Source organism: Affinibrenneria salicis, from assembly GCF_008710095.1.
Genome location: NZ_VYKJ01000012.1, coordinates 173,876 through 197,800 on the forward strand (window position 1 = coordinate 173,876; position 23,925 = coordinate 197,800).

Below are 23,925 nucleotides of genomic sequence, written 5' to 3' on the forward strand. Positions count from 1 at the left end.
TTACGCGGTCAGACGGAGGGCGTCTTGGGCGATAACCAATTCTTCGTTGGTTGGGATCACCAGCGCCGGGCGGCTGCCGTCTTTGGCGATATTGCCGCCGTTGCCAAAGCGGGCGGCCAGGTTGCGTTCATGATCGGCGGCAAAGCCCAGCAGACCCAGACTATTCAGCGTCAGTTCACGCATATTGGCCGCGTTTTCACCAATGCCGCCGGTGAAGATAATCGCGTCCAGACGGCCTTCCATCAGCGCGCTGTATGCGCCGATGTATTTGGCCAGTCGATGACAAAAGACTTTCATCGCCCGGCTGGCGTCGTCTTTGGTGGTGTAGTTTTCTTCCACGTAGCGGAAGTCGCTGGTGACTTCGGTCAGACCCTGCAGACCGGACTCTTTGGTCAGCAGTTTGTTGATCTGATCTACGCTCATGCCCAGAGAATCATGCAGATGGAATACGATCGCCGGATCGATGTCGCCGCTGCGCGTTCCCATAACCAGACCTTCCAGCGGGGTCAGACCCATAGAGGTATCGACGCATTTCCCATTGCGCACGGCCGTTACGGAACCGCCGTTGCCCAGATGGCAGGTAATGATGTTCAGTTCGTCAACCGGCTTGTTCAGCGCTTTGGCCGCCTGCTGAGTCACATAGAAGTGGCTGGTGCCGTGGGCGCCGTAGCGACGGATGTGGTGGTCTTTATACAGATTGTACGGCAGCGCATAAAGGTAGGCTTCTTCCGTCATGGTCTGATGGAACGCGGTATCGAATACGGCCACGTTCTTGTCTTTCAGCGTCGGGAAGGATTTCATCGCTTCGGCGATACCGATCAGGTGCGCCGGGTTATGCAGAGGTGCAAAAGGAACGGAATCTTTGATACCCTGCAGGACATCGTCGTTGATTACGGCTGACTGGGTAAATTTCTCACCGCCGTGAACGATACGGTGGCCGATAGCGACCAGTTGAGCAGAAAGTTCAGGCTTCTGCGCCAGAATGGTGTTAACGATGAAGTTGAGTGCTTCGCTGTGGGCGGCACCGGCGCCGAGTGCGGACTCCTGTTTGCCGCCATCGATCTTCCACTTGATGCGCGCTTCAGGAAGGTGAAAACACTCGGCCAGACCAGACAGGTGTTCTTCGCCGTTGGTCGCGTCAATGATGGCAAACTTGAGGGATGAGCTGCCACAGTTAAGAACCAGTACTAACTTACTCGACATGGAAGTACCTACTTGTTATACAGGGTTAAAAAATGTCGGCAAATCCAGCATAGCGCAGACATCTGCTGACATTTATGATTAACGTCATGGTCTGGCGCATATGACCAGACATAACGACGAAAAAGTGCCAGATTTCCCGGCTAATATTACGTAACTTATAGACGAAACACACGTTACGATAACGATAGGTCATTACCCTGGTGAAGTATGTGTGTTTTCATGTTTGCTCGGCTGGCGGCAGAGGGAGATTTCAGCGCCTTAACGGCATGATTACCCTGCGGCCAAAAGGCCGGACTAGGATACCGATAGCCCAGATTAAATACAAAATATTTTTTAACATTATAAAAATTAGTTGTTGGTTTATACGGGAATTTTATTTTTTACATAAGAAGTTGAGGTCAGCCATGGCGACAAAACCTACCGGGTCGGTTAGCTGGTTCCGTTTATTCCAGCACGGTCAGCGCTATATGAAAACCTGGCCGTCAGACAAACGCCTGGCGCCGGTCTTCCCGGAAAACCGGGTGGCGAAGGCCACGCAGTTTGGCGTGCGCATTATGCCGCCGCTGGCCATTTTTACGCTTACCTGGCAGATCGCGCTGGGCGGCCACCTGGGCCCGGCCATCGCCACCGCGCTATTTGCCTGCAGCCTGCCGATGCAGGGCCTGTGGTGGCTGGGGCGCCGCGCCGTCACCCCGCTTCCCCCTTCTTTATTACAATGGTTCCATGATATCCGCCATAAGCTGCTGGAAGCCGGACAGGCGCTGGCGCCGCTGGAAGAAGCGCCGACCTACCAGTCGCTGGCCGACGTGCTGCGGCGCGCCTTTAAACAGCTGGATAAAACGTTTCTGGATGATTTGTAAGCATTTTTATGCTTTATTGTCACATGCTCTAACTAATTCTGGCTGTGGGACAAAATGTTCCCGTTTTGCACAACGCCACGTGTCGACCCGGTATGGGCGAGGCGCATGAATGCGTCCCGTAACGCGACAAGCGAGGGGCAAGTCCGACGGGGACAACTTTGTCCAGCCAGCGGCTGGCCTCTGTGGGGCAAGGTGTTTGTCATTAATCCTGGTGTGCTTACACAGGTATACGTGATTCGGGCGACAAATCCGTCGGGAGCGGAGTTGAACGCCGTTGGCCGCGCCCCGCACGGGTAGGCCCAGGGACGGGACGAATAATTGAGCGCAGCCGATGCACCTGCAACCTGAAGTATAACGAGTATTCCGTCTGGCCTCTTTCGGGCGGCCGGAGTATCTGCCGCCCGAAAGAGGCCGGACGGCGCGGCGGGAAACGGCGTTTCCCGCCGCGCTAAGGCAATGCAATGGCTGGCATCGGTCTCACTCCCTGTTGGCGTGCGCGATGCGGCAAAACCCCTATGTCGATAACGTGAATAACGCGGCGCATGCCGATATGAGGTTCAGGAGAGCACCATGGAAATGACCAATGCCCAGAGATTGATCCTTTCAAACCAGTATAAAATGATGACGATGCTCGATCCGGATAATGCGGAACGATACCGGCGGCTGCAGACCATTGTGGAACGCGGCTATGGCCTGCAGATGCGCGAGCTGGATCACGAGTTCGGCGAACTGAGCGAAGAGGTGTGCCGCGACATCATCAATATTATGGAGATGTACCACGCGCTGCAGGTATCCTGGGATAATCTGAAAGACAAGCCGGATATTGACCAGCGTCGTCTGGTGTTTCTTGGCTTCGACGCCGCCACCGAGGCGCGCTATCTGGGCTTTGTCCGTTTCATGGTTCATATAGAAGGGCGCTATACGCAATTTGACGCCGGCACGCACGGTTTCAACGCGCAGACCAAAATGTGGGAAAAATATGGGCGTATGCTGGCGGCCTGGCAGCTCTGCCCGCGTCAATATCATCTGAGCGCGGTGGAAATTGCGCAGATTATCAACGCCTGATCTTCCCGTCGTCTTTCCAGGCGCGGCGCCAGCCGGAGGCGCGACGGGATAATCACCAATTGAAGGAGTGTCTTGTGGAGTGTAAAGGTTTTTTGTTTGATCTGGATGGAACGTTGGTTGACTCGTTGCCGGCGGTTGAGCGGGCGTGGGTTAACTGGGCGCATCGGCGCGATATCGATCCAAAGGAAGTGCTGGCGTTTATCCACGGTAAACAGGCCATTACCTCGCTGCGACACTTTATGCAGGGCGAGAGTGAGGAGACCATTCAGCGGGAATTCGTCGAGCTGGAAAAGACCGAAGCGCAAGATACGCGCGGCGTGGTGGCGCTGCCGGGCGTGATGGCGCTGCTGCAGCGGCTGGATCAACTGTCTATTCCGTGGGCGATCGTGACATCGGGGACGGTGCCGATCGCCCATGCGCGCCATCGCGCGGGGCAGTTGCCTCAGCCCGCGGTGTTTATTACCGCCGAGCAGGTGGTGAAGGGCAAACCGTTTCCGGACGCCTACCTGCTCGGCGCGCGCAGCCTGGGCCTGCAGCCGGCGGAGTGCGTGGTGGTGGAGGACGCGCCGGCGGGAATTCGTTCCGGTCTGGCGGCCGGCTGCCAGGTGATTGCGGTTAATGCGCCGGCGGATACGCCGGAGCTGGCGCAGGTCGATCTGGTTCTTCAGTCGCTGAGCCAAATCCGCGTCGGGACAAGCGAGCGGGGCGCGACTATCGCCCTGAACTGAATTTGGTCTAACTATTTGATAAAAGCCTAACTAAATATGATTCAGCCCCGCGTCAGCGGGGTTTTTTTATGGCATCCTTGCCGCCATGTACTCACCCGATTCACCTTGCTATCAGGGGAAACGTTTTGAACAGCGAACTTCTCTGGGTATTGGCCCTGCTGCTGATCGCCATTGTCTTATTTGCCACCAATAAGCTGCGTATGGACGTGGTGGCGCTATTGGTCATTGTGGCCTTTGTCCTGAGCGGCACGCTGACGCTGCCCGAGGCGCTGATGGGGTTCAGCGATCCCAACGTGATCCTGATTGCGGCGCTGTTCGTGATTGGCGAAGGTCTGGTGCGCACCGGCGTCGCGTACCAGGTCGGCGACTGGCTGGTGCGCGTGGCGGGCAGCAATGAAACCCGGATGCTGGTTTACCTGATGGTGACGGTCACCGCGCTGGGCGCGTTTATGAGCTCTACCGGCGTGGTGGCGATCTTTATCCCGGTGGTGCTGAGCGTCTGCGCGCGCATGAAAATATCGCCGGGCAAGCTAATGATGCCGCTCAGCTTCGCCGGGCTGATCAGCGGGATGATGACGCTGGTGGCCACGCCGCCCAATATGGTGGTCAGCAGCGAGTTGATGCGCGAAGGGTTGCCGGGACTGAGTTTTTTCAGCGTGACGCCCGTCGGCCTGGTTGTGCTGCTGCTGGGCGTCGGCTATATGCTGGTCGCGCGCTACTGGCTTGGCAACAGCAGTGAGGATGACGATAAGGGCGCCTGGCGGCGGCGAACATTTCGCGACCTGATTCGCGATTACCGGCTGACCGGCCGGGCGCGCCGGCTGGCGATACTGGCCGGTTCGCCGCTGATTGGCCAGCGGCTGGACGATTTACGCCTGCGTAAACGCTACGGCGCCAATGTCGTCGGCATCGAGCGCTGGCGCAAGTTTCGCCGCGTGATGATCGGCGTGGCAGGCAATACTGAACTGCGGCAGAATGACGTGCTGTTGATCGATATGTCCGCCTCGGATGTCGACCTGCGCGAGTTTTGCAGCGTGCAGCGGCTGGAGCCGATGGTGCTGCGCGGCGAATATTTCTCTGAGCAGGCGCGCGATGTCGGCATGGCCGAAGTGTCGCTGATCCCGGACTCCGAACTGTTGGGCAGGACGCTGTATGAGGTAGGGTTCCGCAGCCGTTACGGGCTGAGCGTGGTTGGCATCCGCCGCAACGGCGAGGCGATGGACGGCAAGCTGGCGGATGAACCGCTGCTGCTGGGCGATATTTTGCTGGTCATCGGCGACTGGCGTATGATTCGGCAGCTGCACATGCAGAAAAATGATTTTATCCTGCTCAATCTGCCCGCCGAGGTGGACGATGTGGCGCCGGCGATCAGTCAGGCGCCGCATGCGCTATTCTGCCTGGCGCTGATGGTCGCCATGATGCTGACGGATGAAGTGCCCAACGCGATGGCGGCGATCATCGCCTGCCTGTTGATGGGAAAATTCCGCTGTATCGATATGGAAAGCGCCTATCGCGCCATTCACTGGCCCAGCCTGATTCTGATCGTCGGGATGATGCCGTTCGCGCTGGCGTTGCAAAAAACGGGCGGGGTGGCGCTGATCGTCAGCGGGCTGATGGACGTAGCCGGCGACGCCGGGCCGCGCGTCATGCTGGTCTGCCTGTTCGTGCTGTGCGCGGCTATCGGTCTGTTTATCTCCAACACCGCCACGGCGGTGTTAATGGCGCCGATCGCTATCGCCGCCGCGAAACAAATGGCCGTGTCGCCATACCCGTTTGCGCTGATCATCGCTATTGCGGCGTCGGCCGCGTTTATGACGCCGGTGTCATCGCCGGTCAACACGCTGGTGCTGGGGCCGGGCCGCTACAAATTCGGCGATTTCGTCATCGTCGGCGTGCCCTTTACCTTTCTGGTGATGCTGGTCAGCGTGGTGGTGGTGCCGTGGCTGTACCCATTCTGAGGCGTCGCGGGCGCGGCGCCTGGCTGGCGGTTTATAGCGGCGTATCCTGGCTGATTTCGTCCAGCGACAGGCTGAAGCTGGGGATAAACACCGTCATAAAGTAGTCCATCTCCGGGCTGCTGCGCTGCTGCAGGGTTTTCTCCAGCCGCGCGCGCGCCAGGGTGAACTCCTTGTTGCCGGCGGAGAGTTCTTCCAGGCATTTGAGGTAGGCGCACAGCGCGTCGGCCTGCTTTACCACCGCATGTTCTTCTTCGTTGCTGAACCGTTCGTCCAGCAGCAGCAGGTAATCCTGCTGCAGCTCCTGCGGCAGCATGTCGATCAGCTTCTGCCGGGCTATTTTCTCGATCTTTTTATATTCATGCGCGATTTGTTCGTTGTAATACTTGACCGGCGTCGGCATATCGCCGGTCATCACTTCGCTGGCGTCATGGTACATGGCCAGCAGCGCGATGCGCTCGGCGTTCAGATTGCCGTTGAATTTGCGGTTTTTAATCACCGCCAGCGCATGGGCGACAAAGGCGACCTGCAGGCTGTGCTCGGAGACATTTTCCGTGCGGACATTGCGCATCAGCGGCCAGCGGTTGATGAGTTTCAGACGGGACAGATGGGCAAAAAAGTGACTCTGATTCATGGCGATCTCTCAGACGGCAGCACAGGGGAATCTATTGTGAGCACTCGGGCGGGATTATGCAAATCAGCCGGCCGGGCGCCTGGCGCCAGCCGGCGGCATACTGTTCTGTAAGTCCGCGCTCAGAAACGACCCGGCTATGCCGGGCCCTTAACCGACGGCATTATTGATGGTAGTGTTCGAGGAAGCGCCCCAGCTTGCCGATCGCCATCGCCAGTTCGTCGGCGCGCGGCAGCGTAACGATGCGCACATGGTCGGGATACGGCCAGTTGAACGCCGAGCCCTGCACCAGCAAAACCTTTTCCTGCAGCAGCAGATCCAGCACCAGTTTCTGGTCGTCATGGATATTAAAGCGGCGGGCGTCAATGCGCGGGAACATATAGAGCGCGCCGCGCGGTTTGGTACAGGAAACGCCCGGAATTTCGTTGATTAACTCCCAGGCCCGATTGCGCTGTTCGTACAGGCGGCCGCCCGGCTGAATAAATTCGCTAATGCTCTGATAGCCGCCGAGCGCAGTCTGGATCGCATGCTGCATCGGCACGTTGGCGCACAGCCGCATCGACGCCAGCATTTCCAGCCCTTCGATATAACCTTTGGCGTGCTTCTTCGGACCGTTCAGCACCATCCAGCCCTGGCGAAAACCGGCCACGCGATAGGTTTTGGACAGCCCATTGAAGGTGACGGTCAGCAGATCCGGCGCCAGCGCGGCGATCGAATGGTGTTCCGCGTCGTCGTACAGGATCTTGTCATAGATTTCGTCGGCGAAAATAATCAGGTCGTGCTGGCGCGCGATGGCGACGATCTCCAGCAGCAGCGCTTTGCTGTACACGGCGCCGGTCGGATTGTTGGGGTTAATGATGACGATACCGCGGGTGCGCGGGGTAATCTTGCTGCGGATGTCGTCCAGATCCGGGAACCAGTCCGACGACTCATCGCATAGATAGTGTACGGCGTTGCCGTTAGACAGCGAGACGGCGGCGGTCCACAGCGGGTAGTCCGGAGCCGGCACCAGCATTTCGTCGCCGCTGTTGAGCAGCGCCTGCATCGATTGCACAATCAATTCGGATACGCCGTTGCCGATATAGACATCCTCGACGCTCATATCGCGCATATCGCGCGCCTGATAGTGCTGGACGATCGCTTTACGCGCGGAGTAGAGGCCTTTGGAATCGCAATAGCCCTGCGCGGTGGGTAAGTTGCGGATCACATCGACCAGGATTTCATCCGGCGCATCAAAACCAAAGGGCGCGGGATTGCCGATGTTGAGTTTGAGAACCTTATTGCCTTCTTCTTCGAGACGTTTTGCTTCTTTTAGCACCGGACCACGAATGTCGTAGCAGACGTTTTCCAGCTTATTGGATTTTTCAATTGGGGACATAAATGTAGCGAACCTTTTGCCGGGGACAGCATACTCCGGATGCGGAATAGCATAACCCGGCTAATGTACTCTTCCGGCCTGGGGTTTTGAAGAATCATTCTGGTTTTTGGCGCAAATAAAAGCCCCGTGCCGCCAGCGCCGCGGCGGACGTTTTTATTGAATGTAATTGCTGTCTTTTCTCTGTTTTTTAGCGTGTTTTTCTGCCTGATATATCAGGGATAGATAAATAATCTACTCCCGCGCCATGCCGATGGTGGGAATGCCCAGGCGGCGATGTGCGTCTGCTTGCTTATGCCGGGACGATACTGCATGTTTTGCCGTCTAAAAAGCGATTGTGATAACGAAATGTAAGTATTTTTTTGCCCTTATCCTGCGTCTGAGATAGTGTCTTTACCTGTACCGGCAGTTTGCCGGTCATTTGTAAACACCAGGAACAGAGTTTAAAAAATTAAAATAGAATAAGTGAAAAATCGTTATGACAAGTGCAAATCGTCCGGTACTCAATCTCGATCTCGATCTGCTGAGAACGTTTGTCGCTGTTGCTGATTTGAACACGTTTGCCGCGGCGGCGGTAGCCGTATGTCGAACGCAATCGGCGGTCAGTCAGCAAATGCAACGTCTCGAGCAACTGGTAGGTAAAGAGCTGTTCGTCCGACATGGCCGCAACAAGATGCTAACGGAACACGGCATTCAATTGCTGAGCTATGCCAGGCAAATTCTACGCTTCAACGATGAGGCCTGCGCCTCGTTAATGTACAGCGATATGCTGGGCACCTTATCCATCGGTGCTTCCGACGATACGGCGGATACCATCCTGCCTTATATTCTGCACCGCGTATCGTCTATTTTTCCCAGACTCTCCATCGATGTCACCGTGAAACGCAGCGCGGTGATGCTGGATATGCTGCAGCGCGGGGAAATTGATTTGGTGATCACCACGCTGCACAACCCGGATTTTCCGCATGTGCTGCTCAGGACGTCGCCCACGCTGTGGTACTGCTCGGCAGACTATCAGTTTCAGCCTGAAGAGCCGCTGCCGCTGGTGGTGCTGGACGAGCCCAGTCCGTTCCGCTCGCTGGCGCTGGAACAACTGTCCGCGGCCGGGATCCCCTGGCGCATCGCCTATGTCGCTTCCACGCTGTCCGCGGTTCGCGCGGCGGTTAAGGCCGGGATCGGTATCACCGTACGGTCCGTGGAAATGATGAGTCCGGAATTCCGCGTGCTTGGGCAAAAAGAGGGGCTGCCGAAACTGCCGGACACCAACTACTTCCTGTGTAAAACGTCCGAACGCGACAACGATCTGGCGAGCACTATCTTCGAGGTAATTGAGTCCGGCAGAGTTACCTACAACAGCGAAAGCTATATCATCCCTGATGGAGATCAGTCGCCTGAACAGCCGGCGGATCGCCTGATGTGTGACGATATTGTTAAGTAATTCCCTGGCCAGTCGCCTGCGCCCTCCCGTCGGGCGGGCTTCAATGCGATAGGCCCTGGCGGCGCTGTTTTTCGTACTGTTTCCCCGTTCGCGTCATCTGATTCCGCGAGCGGTTGTTTCCTTTCGCCTTCAATTTATACTCTAAATTATTCGAGTTGCAGGACTGGCCGTTATCGTTTGAATCGCGCCAGCACGGCCAGCACGGCCAGCACGGCCAGCACGGCCAGCACGGCCAGCACGGCCAGCACGGCCAGCACGGCCAGCACGGCCAGCACGGCCAGCACGGCCAGCACGGCCAGCATGGCCAGCATGGCCAGCACGGCCAGCGTACCTGTAGCTTGAGGTATAACGGGGATAACAGCCGGCGAGGGGTCTGCATACCCATAACGCCGCCGGTGCGTTATTGCCGTCCGCTGAAACCCACCTTCGCTTTACCCACGCTTTTTATTCACGCGAATCACCTTGCGTACGTATGCGTAATCGTGTCGTCCGGCGTGATGGAAATGCGTAGATCTTGATGGCTGACTGATTATTTATTGTTCTCTCGATGTTTGTTTTTTGGCTGGCCGCCGGCGGGAAATGTTAAGGGCAAAGCGGAAGTATTGATTTTTTTAATAACTAAATGGCTGGAATTGTGTACTGGATCAAAAAATACCCCTGTCAACCCTGTGGGGGAACGGGCATTTTTGGTGGAAATGGTATAGTGAGCCGGCCAGAAAATATTTCCTTACGGTTTGGGTTGTTAATCAGTCGCACGACTGACTCGGTTTAGCTTAAAATACAACCTTAAATGTTAATGGTGTTATGTTCATGTAAAAATATTTAGGGTTATTTTAGGTGGGGATGAAAAAAAGGTTATAGAATCAGGAGTAACAGGAACGTAAAGAAACTGTTTTAACCTTATGGTTAGCGGTGTTTTTACGGGTATGTGATTCCTTCCGTTTAATCGATGTGGTGCGCAAACTGCCGCAAAAAAGAGCAGATGTTAACAGCCACTTTTGACGAGTAAGCAATGAGTATGTCAACCACAACTGAAATCCTCGCCCATCACTGGGCATTCGCGCTATTTCTTATCCTCGCCGTGGGCCTGTGCGGTTTTATGCTGGCGGGCGGCTTCCTGTTAGGCGGCCGGGCGAAGGGGCGGGCGAAAAACACGCCTTACGAATCCGGTATTGACTCGGTTGGATCCGCCCGGATGCGGCTATCCGCCAAATTCTATCTGGTCGCCATGTTCTTCGTCATTTTCGACGTGGAGGCGCTTTATCTTTATGCCTGGTCGGTCTCTATCCGGGAAAGCGGCTGGGTCGGCTTTATTGAAGCCGCTATTTTTATTTTGGTGCTGTTGGCGGGGCTGGTCTATCTGGTCCGCATCGGCGCGCTTGACTGGACGCCGGCGCGATCGAAGCCCCTGGTCACGAAATCGGACATTCCGACTAACACCACCCATACTCATCAGCAGTAACAGCGAGGCACTTAACGATGGACTATACCCTCACCCGCATCGAGCCGGACGGTGAGAATGACCGTTATCCCCTGCAGCGTCAGGCGATCGTATCCGACCCGCTGGATCAGCATGTCAACCGCAGCGTTTATATGGGCAAGCTGGAGCACGCGCTGCATGACATGGTGAACTGGGGGCGCAAGAACTCCCTCTGGCCATATAACTTCGGTCTTTCCTGTTGTTATGTCGAAATGGTCACCTCGTTCACCGCGGTGCATGACGTCGCGCGTTTCGGTTCCGAAGTGCTGCGCGCCTCGCCGCGTCAGGCCGACTTTATGGTGGTCGCCGGTACTTGCTTTACCAAAATGGCGCCGGTCATCCAGCGGCTGTACGAGCAAATGCTCGAACCGAAATGGGTGATTTCAATGGGCGCCTGCGCCAACTCCGGCGGCATGTACGACATCTACTCCGTCGTGCAGGGCGTGGATAAGTTTCTGCCGGTCGATGTGTATATCCCCGGCTGTCCGCCGCGGCCGGAAGCCTATATGCAGGCGCTGATGCTGCTAAAAGAGTCGATAGGCAAAGAGCGTCGTCCGCTGTCATGGGTGGTGGGGGAGCAGGGGGTTTACCGCGCCAATATGCAGTCCGAACGCGAGCGTAAGCGTGGCGAGCGTATTGCGGTCACCAACCTGCGTTCGCCCGACGAGATTTAATCTGCACCGCGCAAAGCAGGCTGTCGCGCAATACCACGATAACAGCGCGCGACGCTTTGCCGGGCTGGAAATAACCCATTTAATGTGGTGAGCAATTATGACTGATTTAACGACGCACGATCTCGCTCAGCCAGGCTGGCAAACCCGCGACCACCTCGATGACCCGGTGATCGGCGAACTGCGTGACCGTTTTGGGCCGGATGCCTTTACCGTTCAGGCCACCCGCACCGGCATTCCGGTGCTCTGGGTCAGGCGCGAACAATTGCTGGACGTCGTCGCTTTTCTCAATAAGCAGCCAAAACCCTATGTCATGCTGTACGATCTGCACGGCATGGACGAGCGCCTGCGTACCCACCGCGAGGGGCTGCCGGCGGCCGATTTCTCGGTGTTCTATCACCTGATCTCCGTCGAACGCAACCGGGATATCATGCTGAAAGTGGCGCTGGCGGAAAACGATCTGCACCTGCCCACCCTGACCCGACTGTTCCCCAACGCCAACTGGTATGAGCGTGAAACCTGGGAAATGTTCGGCGTCACTTTTAACGGCCATCCGCATCTGGCCCGTATCATGATGCCGCAGACCTGGGAAGGCCACCCGCTGCGTAAGGATTACCCGGCGCGCGCCACCGAATTCGATCCCTTTGTGCTGACAAAGCAGAAAGAAGATCTGGAAATGGAGTCGCTGAAATTCAAGCCCGAAGACTGGGGCATGAAGCGCGGTACCGAAAACGAGGATTTCATGTTCCTCAACCTCGGCCCGAACCATCCCTCCTCGCACGGCGCTTTCCGTATCATTCTGCAGCTGGACGGCGAAGAGATCGTCGACTGCGTGCCGGATATCGGCTATCACCACCGCGGCGCGGAAAAAATGGGCGAGCGCCAGTCCTGGCACAGCTACATTCCCTATACCGACCGTATCGAGTACCTCGGCGGCTGCGTCAATGAGATGCCCTATGTGCTGGCGGTGGAAAAACTGGCCGGCATCGAGGTGCCGGAGCGGGTGAAAACCATTCGCGTCATGCTGTCGGAACTGTTCCGTATCAACAGTCATCTGCTGTATATCAGCACCTTCATTCAGGATGTCGGCGCCATGACGCCGGTGTTTTTCGCCTTCACCGACCGGCAGAAGGTGTACGACATCGTGGAAGCGATCACCGGCTTTCGTATGCACCCGGCGTGGTTCCGCATCGGCGGCGTGGCGCATGATTTGCCGCGCGGCTGGGAGCGTCTGCTGCGCGAATTCCTCGACTGGATGCCGGCTCGCCTGAATACCTATGTGAAAGCCGCGCTGAAAAACTCGGTGTTGATCGGCCGCACCAAAGGCGTGGCGGCCTATAACGCGCAGGAAGCGCTGGCGTGGGGCGTGACCGGCGCCGGCCTGCGCGCCACCGGCGTCGCGTTCGACGTGCGTAAATGGCGGCCGTACTCCGGTTATGAAAACTTCGAGTTCGAGGTGCCGACCGGCAACGGCGTCAGCGACTGCTACAGTCGCGTGATGCTCAAGGTGGAAGAGTTGCGTCAGAGCCTGCGCATTCTGGAACAGTGCCTGGACAACATGCCGGCGGGGCCGTTCAAGGCCGATCATCCGCTGACCACGCCGCCGCCGAAAGAGCGCACGCTGCAGCATATCGAAACGATGATTAACCACTTTCTGCAGGTTTCCTGGGGGCCGGTGATGCCGGCGAACGAAGCCTTCCAGATGATCGAAGGCACCAAAGGAATTAACAGTTATTACCTGACCAGCGACGGCAACACCATGAGCTACCGTACCCGAATCCGTACACCCAGCTTCGCGCATTTGCAGCAGATTCCGGCGGTTATCCGCGGCTGCCTGGTGTCCGATCTGATCGTGTACCTCGGTAGCATTGATTTTGTTATGTCAGACGTGGACCGCTAATTATGCACAATCATAACCCTGTAGACGATCGTAATAGCGCAGCGGCTGGAGCCGCGGCGGACAACGAGGCCTTTACGCTCAGCGACGCCGAACGCGAGGCGATTGAGCACGAGATGCACCACTATGAAGATGCGCGCGCCGCCTCGATCGAAGCGCTGAAAATCGTGCAGAAACAGCGCGGCTGGGTGCCGGACGGCGCGATTTACGCCATCGCCGGGGTGTTGGGCATCCCGGCCAGCGACGTGGAGGGCGTGGCGACGTTCTACAGCCAAATTTTCCGTCAGCCGGTCGGGCGCCACATCATTCGCTACTGCGACAGCGTCGTCTGCCACATCAATGGCTACCGGGGCGTGCAGGCGGCGCTGGAGAAAAAGTTGAACATCAAGCCCGGCCAGACCACCTTCGACGGTCGTTTCACGCTGTTGCCGACCTGTTGCCTGGGCAACTGCGACAAAGGTCCGTCGATGATGATCGACGAAGAGCTCCATAGCCATGTGACGCCCGACGACATTGAATCATTACTGGAGCAGTATCAATGACTAAAAACATTGTGTTGACTGCTGAGCAACACCCGCTGACCTGGCGGCTGCGCGCCGATAAGCAACCGGTGTGGCTGGATGAATACCGCAGCAAAAACGGTTACGTGGGCGCGCGCAAAGCGCTGAGCGGCGAGATGTCGCAGGACGACATCGTGGCGCTGGTCAAGGACGCGGGGCTGAAGGGGCGCGGCGGCGCAGGCTTCTCCACCGGCATGAAGTGGAGCCTGATGCCGAAAGACGAAAGCATGAACATCCGTTACCTGTTGTGCAACGCCGACGAAATGGAGCCGGGCACTTATAAGGACCGGCTGCTGATGGAACAACTGCCGCATCTGCTGGTGGAAGGCATGCTGATCGGCGCTTATGCGCTGAAAGCCTGGCGCGGCTATATCTTTTTGCGCGGCGAATATATCCAGGCGGCGGAGAATCTGCGCCGCGCCATCGCAGAAGCGCATGACGCCGGGCTGCTGGGCAAAAACATTTTCGGCAGCGGCTTCGATTTCGATCTGTTCGTGCATACCGGCGCCGGTCGCTACATTTGCGGCGAAGAGACGGCGCTGATCAACTCGCTGGAAGGGCGGCGCGCCAATCCGCGCTCTAAGCCGCCGTTCCCGGCCAGCGCCGGCGCATGGGGGAAACCGACCTGCGTGAATAATGTCGAGACCCTGTGCAACGTGCCGGCGATTATCGAACACGGCGCGGCGTGGTATCAGGGGCTGTCGGCCGGTAAAAGCAAAGACGCCGGCACCAAACTGATGGGGTTCTCCGGCCGGGTGAAAAATCCGGGTCTGTGGGAACTGCCGTTCGGCACCACCGCGCGCGAGATCCTTGAGGACTATGCCGGCGGCATGCGCGACGGGCTGACGCTGAAGGCCTGGCAGCCGGGCGGCGCCGGGACCGACTTTCTCACCGTCGACCATCTTGATTTGCCGATGGATTTCGAACATATCGCCAAAGCCGGCAGCCGGCTGGGCACCGCGCTGGCGATGGCGGTGGACAATGAAATCAACATGGTGTCGTTGACGCGCAATCTGGAAGAGTTCTTCGCCCGCGAGTCCTGCGGCTGGTGTACGCCGTGCCGCGACGGGCTGCCGTGGAGCGTGAAACTGCTGCGCGCGCTGGAGCGCGGCGAAGGGCAGCCGGGCGATATCGAAACGCTGGAGCAGCTGTGCCGCTTCCTCGGGCCGGGCAACACATTCTGCGCCCATGCGCCGGGCGCGGTCGAACCGCTGCAGAGCGCGATTAAATATTTCCGGGATGAATTCGAAGCGGGAATTGCCGCTCATCCCACAGGCAACACCAAACCCATCGCCGGTATTCAGCCTAATCTGCTGAAAGAACGCTGGTAGCGTTATCCGGCATGGTCGAGGCGCAGGCATGCGCCCGCAGGGGGGTTGATGTCCCACCCCTATAACAGAATTTTTGATTAATGCCCGTGGCGACATGGGCCATATGGAAGCATGCTGACTATGGCAACGATTCATGTAGACGGCAAAGAATATGAAGTGAATGGAGCGGATAACCTGCTAAAGGCGTGTCTGTCTCTCGGCCTTGATATTCCGTATTTTTGCTGGCATCCGGCGCTGGGCAGCGTCGGCGCTTGCCGCCAGTGCGCGGTTAAGCAATACCAGAACGCCGAAGATACCCGCGGCCGCCTGGTTATGTCCTGTATGGTGCCGGCCGCGGACGGCACCTTTATTTCTATCGAAGACGACGAAGCGAAACGGTTCCGCAAGAGCGTGGTCGAGTGGCTGATGACCAACCACCCGCACGATTGCCCGGTGTGCGAAGAGGGCGGCAACTGTCATCTGCAGGATATGACGGTAATGACCGGCCACAGCTTCCGTCGCTATCGTTTCACCAAACGCACCCACCGCAATCAGGAACTCGGGCCGTTTATCGCGCATGAAATGAATCGTTGTATCGCCTGTTACCGCTGCGTGCGTTATTACAAAGATTACGCCGACGGCCAGGATCTCGGCGTGTACGGCGCGCACGATAATGTGTATTTCGGCCGGCCAGAAGACGGCACGCTGGAAAGCGAATTTTCCGGCAATCTGGTGGAAGTGTGTCCGACCGGGGTGTTTACCGATAAGACCCATTCCGAACGCTATAACCGCAAGTGGGATATGCAGTTCGCGCCCAGTATCTGCCAGCAGTGCAGCGTCGGCTGCAACACCAGCCCCGGCGAACGCTATGGCGAGCTGCGCCGCATCGAAAACCGTTATAACGGCAGCGTTAACCACTACTTTCTGTGCGACCGCGGCCGTTTCGGCTACGGCTACGTCAACCTGAAAGATCGCCCGCGCCAGCCGCTGCAGCGGCGCGGCGACGACTGGATCGCGCTGAATCCCGAGCAGGCGATGCAGGGCGCGGCCGATGTGCTGCGCCAGGCGAAGAAGGTCATCGGCATCGGTTCGCCTCGCGCCAGCATAGAAAGCAACTTCGCGCTGCGCGAGCTGGTCGGCGCGGAAAACTTCTATTCCGGCATCGCCGGGCAAGAACAGCGCCGCCTGCAGCTGATACTGAAGGTTCTGCGCGAAAGCGGCGTGCGTACGCCGGCGCTGCGCGAGATCGAAAGTTATGACGCAGTGCTGGTGCTGGGCGAAGATCTGACCCAGACCGGCGCGCGCATCGCGCTGGCGGTACGCCAGGCGGTGAAGGGCAAAGCGCGCGAAATGGCGGCGGCGCAGAAGGTGGCCGACTGGCAAATCGCCGCCATCATGAATATTGGCCAGCGCGCCAAACATCCGCTGTTTATCACCAACGTCGACAGCACCCGGCTGGACGATATCGCCGCCTGGAACTATCGGGCGCCGGTCGCCGATCAGGCGCGGCTCGGTTTCGCTATCGCTCATGCGCTGGATGAAAGTGCGCCGGCCGTGGCGGATCTGCCGCTCGCGCTGGCGCCGAAGATCGAGGTGATCGTGCAGGCGCTGGCCGGCGCGCGCAAGCCGCTGATCATTTCCGGCACCAACGCCGGCAGCGAAGAGATCATCGCGGCGGCGGCCAACGTGGCTAAAGCGCTGAAAGGGCGCGGCGCCGACGTCGGCATTACCTTTATCGCCCAGGCGGCCAACAGCATCGGTCTGTCGATGATCGGCGGCGGTTCGCTGGACGAGGCGCTGGCCGCCCTGGCCTGCGGCGAGGCCGACGGCGCGGTGGTGCTGGAAAACGATCTCTATCGCCATGCCCCGGCGGCACAGGTGGATGAGGCGCTGGCGCGGGCCGACAATCTGATCGTGATCGATCAGCAGCGCACCGCCATTATGGACAAGGCTACGCTGGTGCTGCCGGCGGCCAGCTTCGCCGAAAGCGACGGCACATTGATCAACCAGGAAGGGCGCGCGCAGCGCTTCTTCCAGGTGTACGACCCGGCTTACTATGACAGTAGTACGGTGATGCTGGAAAGCTGGCGCTGGCTGCATTCGCTGCACAGCACCTGGAACAGCCGCCGGGTGGACTGGACCCGGCTCGACCATGTGATCGACGCCTGCGTCGCGGCGTTGCCGCAACTGGCGGCGATTAAACAGGCCGCGCCCGATGCGTCGTTCCGCATTCGCGGCCAGAAGCTGGCGCGTTCGCCGCAGCGCTACAGCGGCCGCACCTCGATGCGCGCCAACATCAGCGTGCATGAGCCGCGCCAGCCGCAGGATCAGGACACCATGTTCGCCTTCTCGATGGAAGGCAACAACAGCCCGCAGGCCGATCGCCAGCAAATCCCCTTCGCCTGGGCGCCGGGCTGGAACTCGCCGCAGGCCTGGAATAAATTTCAGGACGAGGTGGGCGGTCATCTGCGCCACGGCGATCCGGGCGTGCGGTTGATCGAAGCGGGCGACGCCACGCTGGACTATTTTCGTCACGTCCCGCCGGCCTTCGTCGCGTCGCAAGGGCAGTGGCGCATCGCGCCTTATTACCACCTGTTCGGCAGCGAGGAGCTGTCGCAGCGTTCCGCGGTGATCCAGCAGCGCATGCCCGACCCCTACGTGGTGATTAATCCGGCCGATGCCGCGCTGCTGGGCGTGAACCCCGGCGCGCTGCTCGAGTTGACCTGCGCGGGCCAGACGCTGCGTTTGCCGCTGCGTCTGAGCGACGGGCTGGAGGCGGGGCAGGTCGGGTTACCGCTCGGTCTGCCGGGCATCGCCCCGGTTCTGGCGGGTGAAACCGTTGAAAATCTGCGGGAGGCTGCACAATGAGCTGGTTAACACCGGATGTGCTGGACATTCTGATCGCCGTCGGCAAGGCCATTGTGATTCTGCTGGTGGTAGTGACCTGCGGCGCGTTTATGAGTATGGGCGAACGTCGATTGCTGGGGCTGTTCCAGGGCCGTTACGGGCCGAACCGCGTCGGCTGGGGCGGTTCGCTACAGCTGGTCGCCGACATGCTCAAGATGTTTTTCAAAGAGGACTGGGTGCCGCGTTTCAGCGACCGGGTGGTCTTTACCCTCGCGCCGATGATCGCCTTTACTTCGCTGCTGCTGGCGTTCGCCATCGTGCCGGTCACGCCCGGCTGGATGGTGGCCGATCTGAACATCGGGTTGCTGTTCTTCCTGATGATGGCCGGGCTGGCGGTGTATGCCGTGCTGTTCGCCGGCTGGTCGAGCAACAACAAATATTCGCTGCTGGGCGCGATGCGCGCCTCGGCGCAGACGCTGAGCTACGAGGTGTTTCTCGGTCTGTCGCTGATGGGCGTGGTGGCGCAGGCCGGCTCGTTCAATATGCTGGATATCGTCAACTCGCAGCAGCATGTGTGGAACGTCGTGCCGCAGTTTTTCGGCTTCCTGACCTTTGCGATTGCCGGGGTCGCGGTGTGCCACCGTCATCCTTTCGACCAACCGGAAGCGGAACAGGAGCTGGCTGACGGTTATCACATTGAATACTCCGGCATGAAGTTCGGTCTGTTTTTCGTCGGCGAATATATCGGCATCGTCACTATTTCCGCGCTGATCGTGACGCTGTTTTTCGGCGGCTGGCAGGGGCCGCTGTTGCCGCCGTTCCTGTGGTTCGCGCTGAAAACCGGTTTCTTTATGATGATGTTTATCCTGATCCGGGCATCGCTGGCCCGTCCGCGTTATGACCAGGTAATGGCCTTCGGCTGGCGCGTGTGCCTGCCGTTAACTCTGTTTAACCTGCTGGCGACCGCCGCGGTCATTTTGTATAACGCTCAATAAGGGGTGAATAAACCATGACATTGAAAGAGTTAGTGATTGGTTTTGGCACCCAGATACGCAGTATCTGTATGGTGGGGTCGAACGCTTTTAAAAAGCGCGAAACCAAAATGTATCCCGAGGAGCCGGTTAACCCGCCGCCGCGCTACCGCGGACGTATCGTGCTGACGCGCGATCCGGACGGCGAGGAACGCTGCGTCGCCTGCAACCTGTGCGCGGTGGCCTGTCCGGTCAGCTGCATTTCGCTGCAGAAGGCCGAAACGCAGGACGGCCGTTGGTATCCGGAGTTTTTCCGCATCAACTTTTCGCGCTGCATTTTCTGCGGCTTTTGCGAAGAGGCCTGTCCCACCACGGCGATTCAGCTGACGCCGGATTTTGAGATGGGCGACTATAAACGCCAGGACTTAGTGTACGAAAAACAAGATCTGCTGATCTCGGGGCCGGGTAAATATCCGGAATATAACTTCTACCGGATGGCCGGCATGGCAATCAAAGGGAAAGATAAAGGCGAAGCGGAAAACGAAGCCAAACCCATTGATGTCAAAGGCCTGCTGCCCTAAGGAGCAAAGCATGGAATTCGCTTTTTATATCGCCGGTCTGGTGGCGATTCTGGCCACGCTGCGGGTGATCACCCACACCAATCCGGTGCATGCGCTGTTGTATCTGATCGTCTCTCTGCTGGCCGTGGCCTGCGTCTTCTTCGCGCTCGGCGCTTACTTTGCCGGCGCGCTGGAGATCATCGTGTATGCCGGCGCCATTATGGTGCTGTTCGTCTTTGTGGTGATGATGCTCAACCTCGGCCAGTCGGTGGTCGAACAGGAACGTCAGTGGCTGCGGCCGCAAGTGTGGATCGGTCCTTCGCTGCTGTCGCTGGTGCTGCTGGCGGTGATCGTGCACGCGATTCTCAGCGTGACCGATGTTGGCATCACAGGGCAGGTGGTGGACGCGAAGGCGGTGGGCGTCAGTCTGTTCGGACCTTACGTGCTGGCGGTGGAGCTGGCCTCCATGCTGCTGTTGGCCGGTCTGGTGGTGGCGTTCCACATCGGGCGCGAGGATAAACGCGGCGACGCTGCCGAGAGGCCGGCCGCGCACGCGGATACAGAGAAAAGCACTGCGGAGGAACGCGCATGATCCCGTTACATCACGGCCTGATTCTGGCTGCCGCGCTGTTTATGCTGGGGCTGACCGGGCTGCTTATTCGTCGCAATCTGTTGTTTATGCTGATCAGCCTGGAAATTATGATCAACGCGTCCGCGCTGGCCTTTGTGGTGGCGGGCAGCTATTGGGGCCAGGCCGATGGTCAGGTGATGTATATTCTGGCGATCACGCTGGCCGCCGCGGAGGCCAGCATCGGCCTGGCGCTGTTGCTGCAGCTGTATCGCCGTCGTCATACCCTGAATATTGATACTGTCAGTGAGATGCGCGGATGAACCTACTCTATTTAACTATACTCTTCCCGCTGATCGGCTTTCTGCTGCTGGCGTTTTCCCGCGGCCGCTGGTCGGAAAATACGGCGGCCACGGTCGGCGTCGGGTCTATCGGGCTGGCCGCGCTGGCGGTCATCTGGGTGGCGGTGGATTTTCTCTCCGCGTCTGACGAGGCCGGCCGGGTGTTTAACCAGCATCTGTGGACGTGGATGGCGCAGGGCGATTTCAACGTCGGCGTAACGCTGACGCTGGACGGACTCTCGCTGACCATGCTGTCGGTGGTGGTAGGCGTCGGCTTCTTTATTCACCTGTTCGCTTCCTGGTATATGCGCGGCGAGGAGGGCTACTCGCGCTTCTTTGCCTATACCAACCTGTTTATCGCCAGCATGGTGGTGCTGGTGCTGGCCGATAATCTGCTGCTGATGTATCTCGGCTGGGAAGGCGTGGGGCTGTGCAGCTATCTGTTGATCGGTTTCTACTACACCAACCCGAAAAACGGCGCCGCGGCGATGAAGGCCTTCATCGTGACGCGCGTGGGCGACGTGTTGCTGGCGTTCGCGCTATTCATTCTGTACAACGAACTGGGTACCCTGAACTTCCGTGAACTGATGGTGCTGGCGCCTCAGCAACTGGAAGCCGGCTCGCCGGTGATTACCTGGGCGACGCTGATGTTGCTGGGCGGCGCGGTCGGTAAGTCGGCGCAGCTGCCGCTGCAGACCTGGCTGGCCGATGCGATGGCCGGTCCGACGCCGGTCTCGGCGCTGATTCACGCCGCCACCATGGTGACCGCCGGGGTCTATTTGATTGCCCGCACCCACGGCCTGTTCCTGCTGGCGCCGGAGGTGCTGCATCTGGTTGGGATCGTCGGCGCCGTGACGCTGGTGCTGGCGGGCTTCGCCGCGCTGGTGCAGACGGATATCAAACGCGTGCTGGCCTACTCCACCATGAGCCAGATCGGCTATATGTTTCTGGCGCTGGGCGTGCAGGCGTGGGATGCGGCGATTTTCCATCTGATGACTCACGCGTTCTTTAAAGCGCTGCTGTTCCTTGCCTCCGGCTCGGTTATCCTCGCCTGCCATCATGAGCAGAACATTTTCAAAATGGGCGGCCTGCGCAAGACCATTCCGCTGGTTTATCTGTGTTTCCTGGTGGGCGGTTCGGCGCTGGCGGCGCTGCCGCTGATCACGTCGGGCTTTTACAGCAAGGACGAGATTCTGGCCGGCGCGTTGGCTAACGGCCATCTTAATTTGATGATCGCTGGGCTGGCTGGGGCTTTTATGACCTCGCTGTATACTTTCCGCATGATTTTCATCGTGTTCCATGGCGAAGCGAAGACGCAGGCGCACGCCGGCAAGGGGTTGGCGCACCATCTGCCGTTGCTGGTGCTGCTGGCGCTGTCCACCTTTATCGGCGCGCTGATCGTTCCGCCCCTGCAGGGCGTTTTGCCGCAGACCGCCGGGCTTGAGCATGGCCGGATGATCACGCTGGAGATTGCCTCGGGCGTGGTGGCGATAGCCGGCATTCTGCTGGCCGCCGCGCTCTGGCTCGGTAAACGCCGCGTGGTACAGAGCGTGGCGAATAGCGCGCCGGGCCGCTTTTTTTCCACCTGGTGGTTCCATGCCTGGGGCTTTGACTGGCTGTATTATCGGTTGTTCGTCAAACCGTACCTGGTCATCGCCCGGCTGCTGCGGCCCGATCCGCTCAACGCGCTGATGAATATTCCTGCCGTACTGGCGCGTTGGGGCAGCCGCGGGCTGGTGGTCAGCGAGAACGGCCAGCTGCGCTGGTATGTCGCCTCGATGGGGCTGGGCGCCGTGCTGGTGCTGACGCTGCTGTGGCTGGTATAGCCTGGCCGCGCATGCATTAACGAATGAAGGCTGGGCATTGAGATTGATGCCCTGTGCAGCAAGTTTTAAGGTTATTCTAAATTAGGGACACAAAACGCCATGCTACTACCCTGGCTAATTCTTATCCCCTTTATCGGCGGGCTGCTGTGCTGGCAATGCGAGCGTTTCGGCAGCAAAATGCCGCGCTGGATCGCGCTGATTTCCATGGGGCTGACACTGGTGCTTTCTCTGCAGCTCTGGCTGCAGGGCGGCTATTCTCTGGTTACGCCAGAAGGTTTTCCGCACTGGCAGGCCGAGTTCTCCCGGGCGTGGATCCCGCGTTTCGGCATTGAGTTCCATTTGGCGCTGGACGGCCTGTCGCTGCTGATGGTGGTGCTGACCGGGTTGCTGGGGGTGCTGGCCATCCTCTGCTCATGGCGCGAAATTCAGCGCTATCAGGGATTCTTTCACCTCAACCTGCTGTGGATTCTGGGCGGCGTCATCGGCGTGTTCCTCGCCGTCGATCTTTTCCTGTTCTTCTTTTTCTGGGAAATGATGCTGGTGCCGATGTACTTCCTGATCGCCCTGTGGGGGCACCGGGCGTCCGACGGCAAGACCCGCATCAGCGCGGCGACCAAATTCTTCATCTATACGCAGGCCAGCGGTCTGGTGATGCTGATCGCCATTCTGGCGCTGGTCTTCGTGCACTATAACGCCACCGGGGAATGGACCTTCAGCTACGAAAAACTGCTGCATACGCCGATGTCGCACGGAGTGGAATATTTGCTGATGCTCGGTTTTTTTATCGCCTTCGCGGTAAAAATGCCGGTGGTGCCGCTGCACGGCTGGCTGCCGGACGCGCATAGTCAGGCGCCGACGGCGGGCTCGGTCGATTTGGCCGGCATTTTGCTGAAGACCGCCGCCTACGGCCTGCTGCGCTTCAGCCTGCCGCTGTTCCCCAACGCCTCGCATGAGTTTGCGCCCATCGCCATGTGGCTGGGGGTGATCGGCATATTCTACGGCGCGTGGATGGCCTTCAGCCAGACCGACATCAAGCGCCTGATCGCTTATACCTCCGTTTCCCATATGGGGTTCGTGATGATCGCCATCTACTCCGGCAATCAACTGGCGTATCAGGGCGCGGTGGTGCAGATGATCGCCCATGGCCTGTCGGCGGCCGGGCTGTTTATTCTGTGCGGTCAGCTGTATGAACGCCTGCACACGCGCGATATGCGGCAGATGGGCGGCTTGTGGGGGCGCATTAAGTATCTGCCCGCGCTGTCGCTGTTCTTCGCGGTGGCGACGTTGGGCATGCCGGGCACCGGCAACTTCGTCGGCGAATTCATGATTCTGTTCGGCAGTTACCATGTGGTGCCGCTGATTACCGTGATCTCCACGTTCGGGCTGGTCTTTGCTTCCGTGTACTCTCTGATCATGATGCAGCGCGCCTATTACGGCGCGCCAAAATCGGATCAGGCGCTGGCCGGCATGACGCCGCGCGAACTGTCGATCATTTTGCTGTTAGTGGTGCTGCTGGTGCTGCTGGGCGTGTTCCCGCAGCCGATTCTGGATACCTCCGGCGCAGCCATGACTAACATTCAGCAGTGGTTTATGTCGTCCGCTCCGGATTTAACACTTTCAACAACAAGGCCGTAATTCG

General features: G+C 58.7%; 21 protein-coding genes. 17 read left to right on the forward strand and 4 right to left on the reverse strand.

Translation table 11 applies throughout. The features are described from left to right. Complete coding sequence (gene ackA / locus FJU30_RS20385) at positions 1–1,203, reverse strand: acetate kinase (RefSeq protein ID WP_150436807.1); 1,203 nt, start codon at positions 1,201–1,203, stop codon at positions 1–3. A gap of 404 nt (positions 1,204–1,607) precedes the next feature. On the opposite strand from ackA, the gene yfbV reads away from it, so the two are divergent. From yfbV to FJU30_RS20405, 4 genes are all read left to right on the forward strand, one after another. Beyond that, positions 1,608–2,063, forward strand: a complete 456-nt coding sequence (gene yfbV / locus FJU30_RS20390; RefSeq protein ID WP_150436808.1) for a terminus macrodomain insulation protein YfbV — start codon at positions 1,608–1,610, stop codon at positions 2,061–2,063. 570 nt (positions 2,064–2,633) lie between these two features. Continuing rightward, entirely contained in the window at positions 2,634–3,128 is a 495-nt protein-coding gene (locus tag FJU30_RS20395; protein ID WP_150436809.1) for a YfbU family protein, read from the forward strand. Between the two features lie 74 nt (positions 3,129–3,202). Then, positions 3,203–3,856 (forward strand): sugar phosphatase, encoded by a 654-nt coding sequence (locus FJU30_RS20400; protein ID WP_150436810.1) that lies wholly within the window; start codon positions 3,203–3,205, stop codon positions 3,854–3,856. Between the two features lie 125 nt (positions 3,857–3,981). Next, complete coding sequence (locus tag FJU30_RS20405; RefSeq protein WP_150436811.1) at positions 3,982–5,814, forward strand: SLC13 family permease; 1,833 nt, start codon at positions 3,982–3,984, stop codon at positions 5,812–5,814. Between the two features lie 31 nt (positions 5,815–5,845). Here the strand turns inward: FJU30_RS20405 and yfbR are convergent, their stop codons facing one another. Further along, positions 5,846–6,445 (reverse strand): 5'-deoxynucleotidase, encoded by a 600-nt coding sequence (gene yfbR / locus FJU30_RS20410; protein WP_150436812.1) that lies wholly within the window; start codon positions 6,443–6,445, stop codon positions 5,846–5,848. Positions 6,446–6,605: 160 nt separating this feature from the next. Beyond that, positions 6,606–7,820 (reverse strand): pyridoxal phosphate-dependent aminotransferase, encoded by a 1,215-nt coding sequence (locus tag FJU30_RS20415; protein ID WP_150436813.1) that lies wholly within the window; start codon positions 7,818–7,820, stop codon positions 6,606–6,608. Between the two features lie 475 nt (positions 7,821–8,295). Between FJU30_RS20415 and lrhA the strand changes: the two genes are divergently transcribed. Further along, positions 8,296–9,255 (forward strand): transcriptional regulator LrhA, encoded by a 960-nt coding sequence (lrhA, locus tag FJU30_RS20420; protein WP_150436814.1) that lies wholly within the window; start codon positions 8,296–8,298, stop codon positions 9,253–9,255. Between the two features lie 170 nt (positions 9,256–9,425). Here lrhA and FJU30_RS26895 read toward each other — a convergent pair whose 3' ends face one another. Continuing rightward, a complete protein-coding gene (locus FJU30_RS26895; protein WP_223881654.1) occupies positions 9,426–9,575 on the reverse strand; it encodes a hypothetical protein in 150 nt (49 codons plus the stop codon). A gap of 692 nt (positions 9,576–10,267) precedes the next feature. On the opposite strand from FJU30_RS26895, the gene FJU30_RS20430 reads away from it, so the two are divergent. The 12 genes from FJU30_RS20430 to nuoM all read left to right on the forward strand — a co-directional run bounded on the left by FJU30_RS20430 (position 10,268) and on the right by nuoM (position 23,921). Continuing rightward, positions 10,268–10,717, forward strand: a complete 450-nt coding sequence (locus FJU30_RS20430) for an NADH-quinone oxidoreductase subunit A (protein WP_150436815.1) — start codon at positions 10,268–10,270, stop codon at positions 10,715–10,717. Between the two features lie 17 nt (positions 10,718–10,734). Beyond that, positions 10,735–11,409 carry a NuoB/complex I 20 kDa subunit family protein gene (locus tag FJU30_RS20435; RefSeq protein WP_150436816.1) on the forward strand — a complete coding sequence of 225 codons (675 nt, stop codon included), beginning with the start codon at positions 10,735–10,737 and terminating at the stop codon, positions 11,407–11,409. A gap of 97 nt (positions 11,410–11,506) precedes the next feature. Then, complete coding sequence (gene nuoC / locus FJU30_RS20440; RefSeq protein WP_150436817.1) at positions 11,507–13,306, forward strand: NADH-quinone oxidoreductase subunit C/D; 1,800 nt, start codon at positions 11,507–11,509, stop codon at positions 13,304–13,306. A 2-nt stretch (positions 13,307–13,308) separates the two neighbouring features. Continuing rightward, positions 13,309–13,845 carry an NADH-quinone oxidoreductase subunit NuoE gene (nuoE, locus tag FJU30_RS20445; protein ID WP_150436818.1) on the forward strand — a complete coding sequence of 179 codons (537 nt, stop codon included), beginning with the start codon at positions 13,309–13,311 and terminating at the stop codon, positions 13,843–13,845. Then, a complete protein-coding gene (gene nuoF, locus FJU30_RS20450; RefSeq protein ID WP_150436819.1) occupies positions 13,842–15,194 on the forward strand; it encodes an NADH-quinone oxidoreductase subunit NuoF in 1,353 nt (450 codons plus the stop codon). The genes nuoE and nuoF overlap by 4 nt, the downstream gene beginning before the upstream one ends. Before the next feature lie 120 nt (positions 15,195–15,314). After that, positions 15,315–18,041, forward strand: a complete 2,727-nt coding sequence (gene nuoG, locus FJU30_RS20455) for an NADH-quinone oxidoreductase subunit NuoG (RefSeq protein WP_150436820.1) — start codon at positions 15,315–15,317, stop codon at positions 18,039–18,041. Continuing rightward, positions 18,038–19,015, forward strand: coding sequence for an NADH-quinone oxidoreductase subunit NuoH (gene nuoH / locus FJU30_RS20460; RefSeq protein WP_150436821.1), 978 nt, complete (start codon positions 18,038–18,040; stop codon positions 19,013–19,015). The genes nuoG and nuoH overlap by 4 nt, the downstream gene beginning before the upstream one ends. A gap of 14 nt (positions 19,016–19,029) precedes the next feature. Next, positions 19,030–19,572 carry an NADH-quinone oxidoreductase subunit NuoI gene (gene nuoI, locus FJU30_RS20465; protein WP_150436822.1) on the forward strand — a complete coding sequence of 181 codons (543 nt, stop codon included), beginning with the start codon at positions 19,030–19,032 and terminating at the stop codon, positions 19,570–19,572. Between the two features lie 10 nt (positions 19,573–19,582). Continuing rightward, entirely contained in the window at positions 19,583–20,143 is a 561-nt protein-coding gene (nuoJ, locus tag FJU30_RS20470) for an NADH-quinone oxidoreductase subunit J (RefSeq protein WP_150436823.1), read from the forward strand. Beyond that, positions 20,140–20,442: an NADH-quinone oxidoreductase subunit NuoK gene (nuoK, locus tag FJU30_RS20475; protein ID WP_150436824.1), complete on the forward strand. Its 303-nt coding sequence runs from the start codon at positions 20,140–20,142 to the stop codon at positions 20,440–20,442. Before nuoJ ends, nuoK begins: the two co-directional genes overlap by 4 nt. After that, positions 20,439–22,286, forward strand: coding sequence for an NADH-quinone oxidoreductase subunit L (nuoL, locus tag FJU30_RS20480; protein WP_150436825.1), 1,848 nt, complete (start codon positions 20,439–20,441; stop codon positions 22,284–22,286). The genes nuoK and nuoL overlap by 4 nt, the downstream gene beginning before the upstream one ends. A gap of 99 nt (positions 22,287–22,385) precedes the next feature. Continuing rightward, complete coding sequence (nuoM, locus tag FJU30_RS20485) at positions 22,386–23,921, forward strand: NADH-quinone oxidoreductase subunit M (protein WP_150436826.1); 1,536 nt, start codon at positions 22,386–22,388, stop codon at positions 23,919–23,921. Positions 23,922–23,925: the final 4 nt, after the last annotated feature.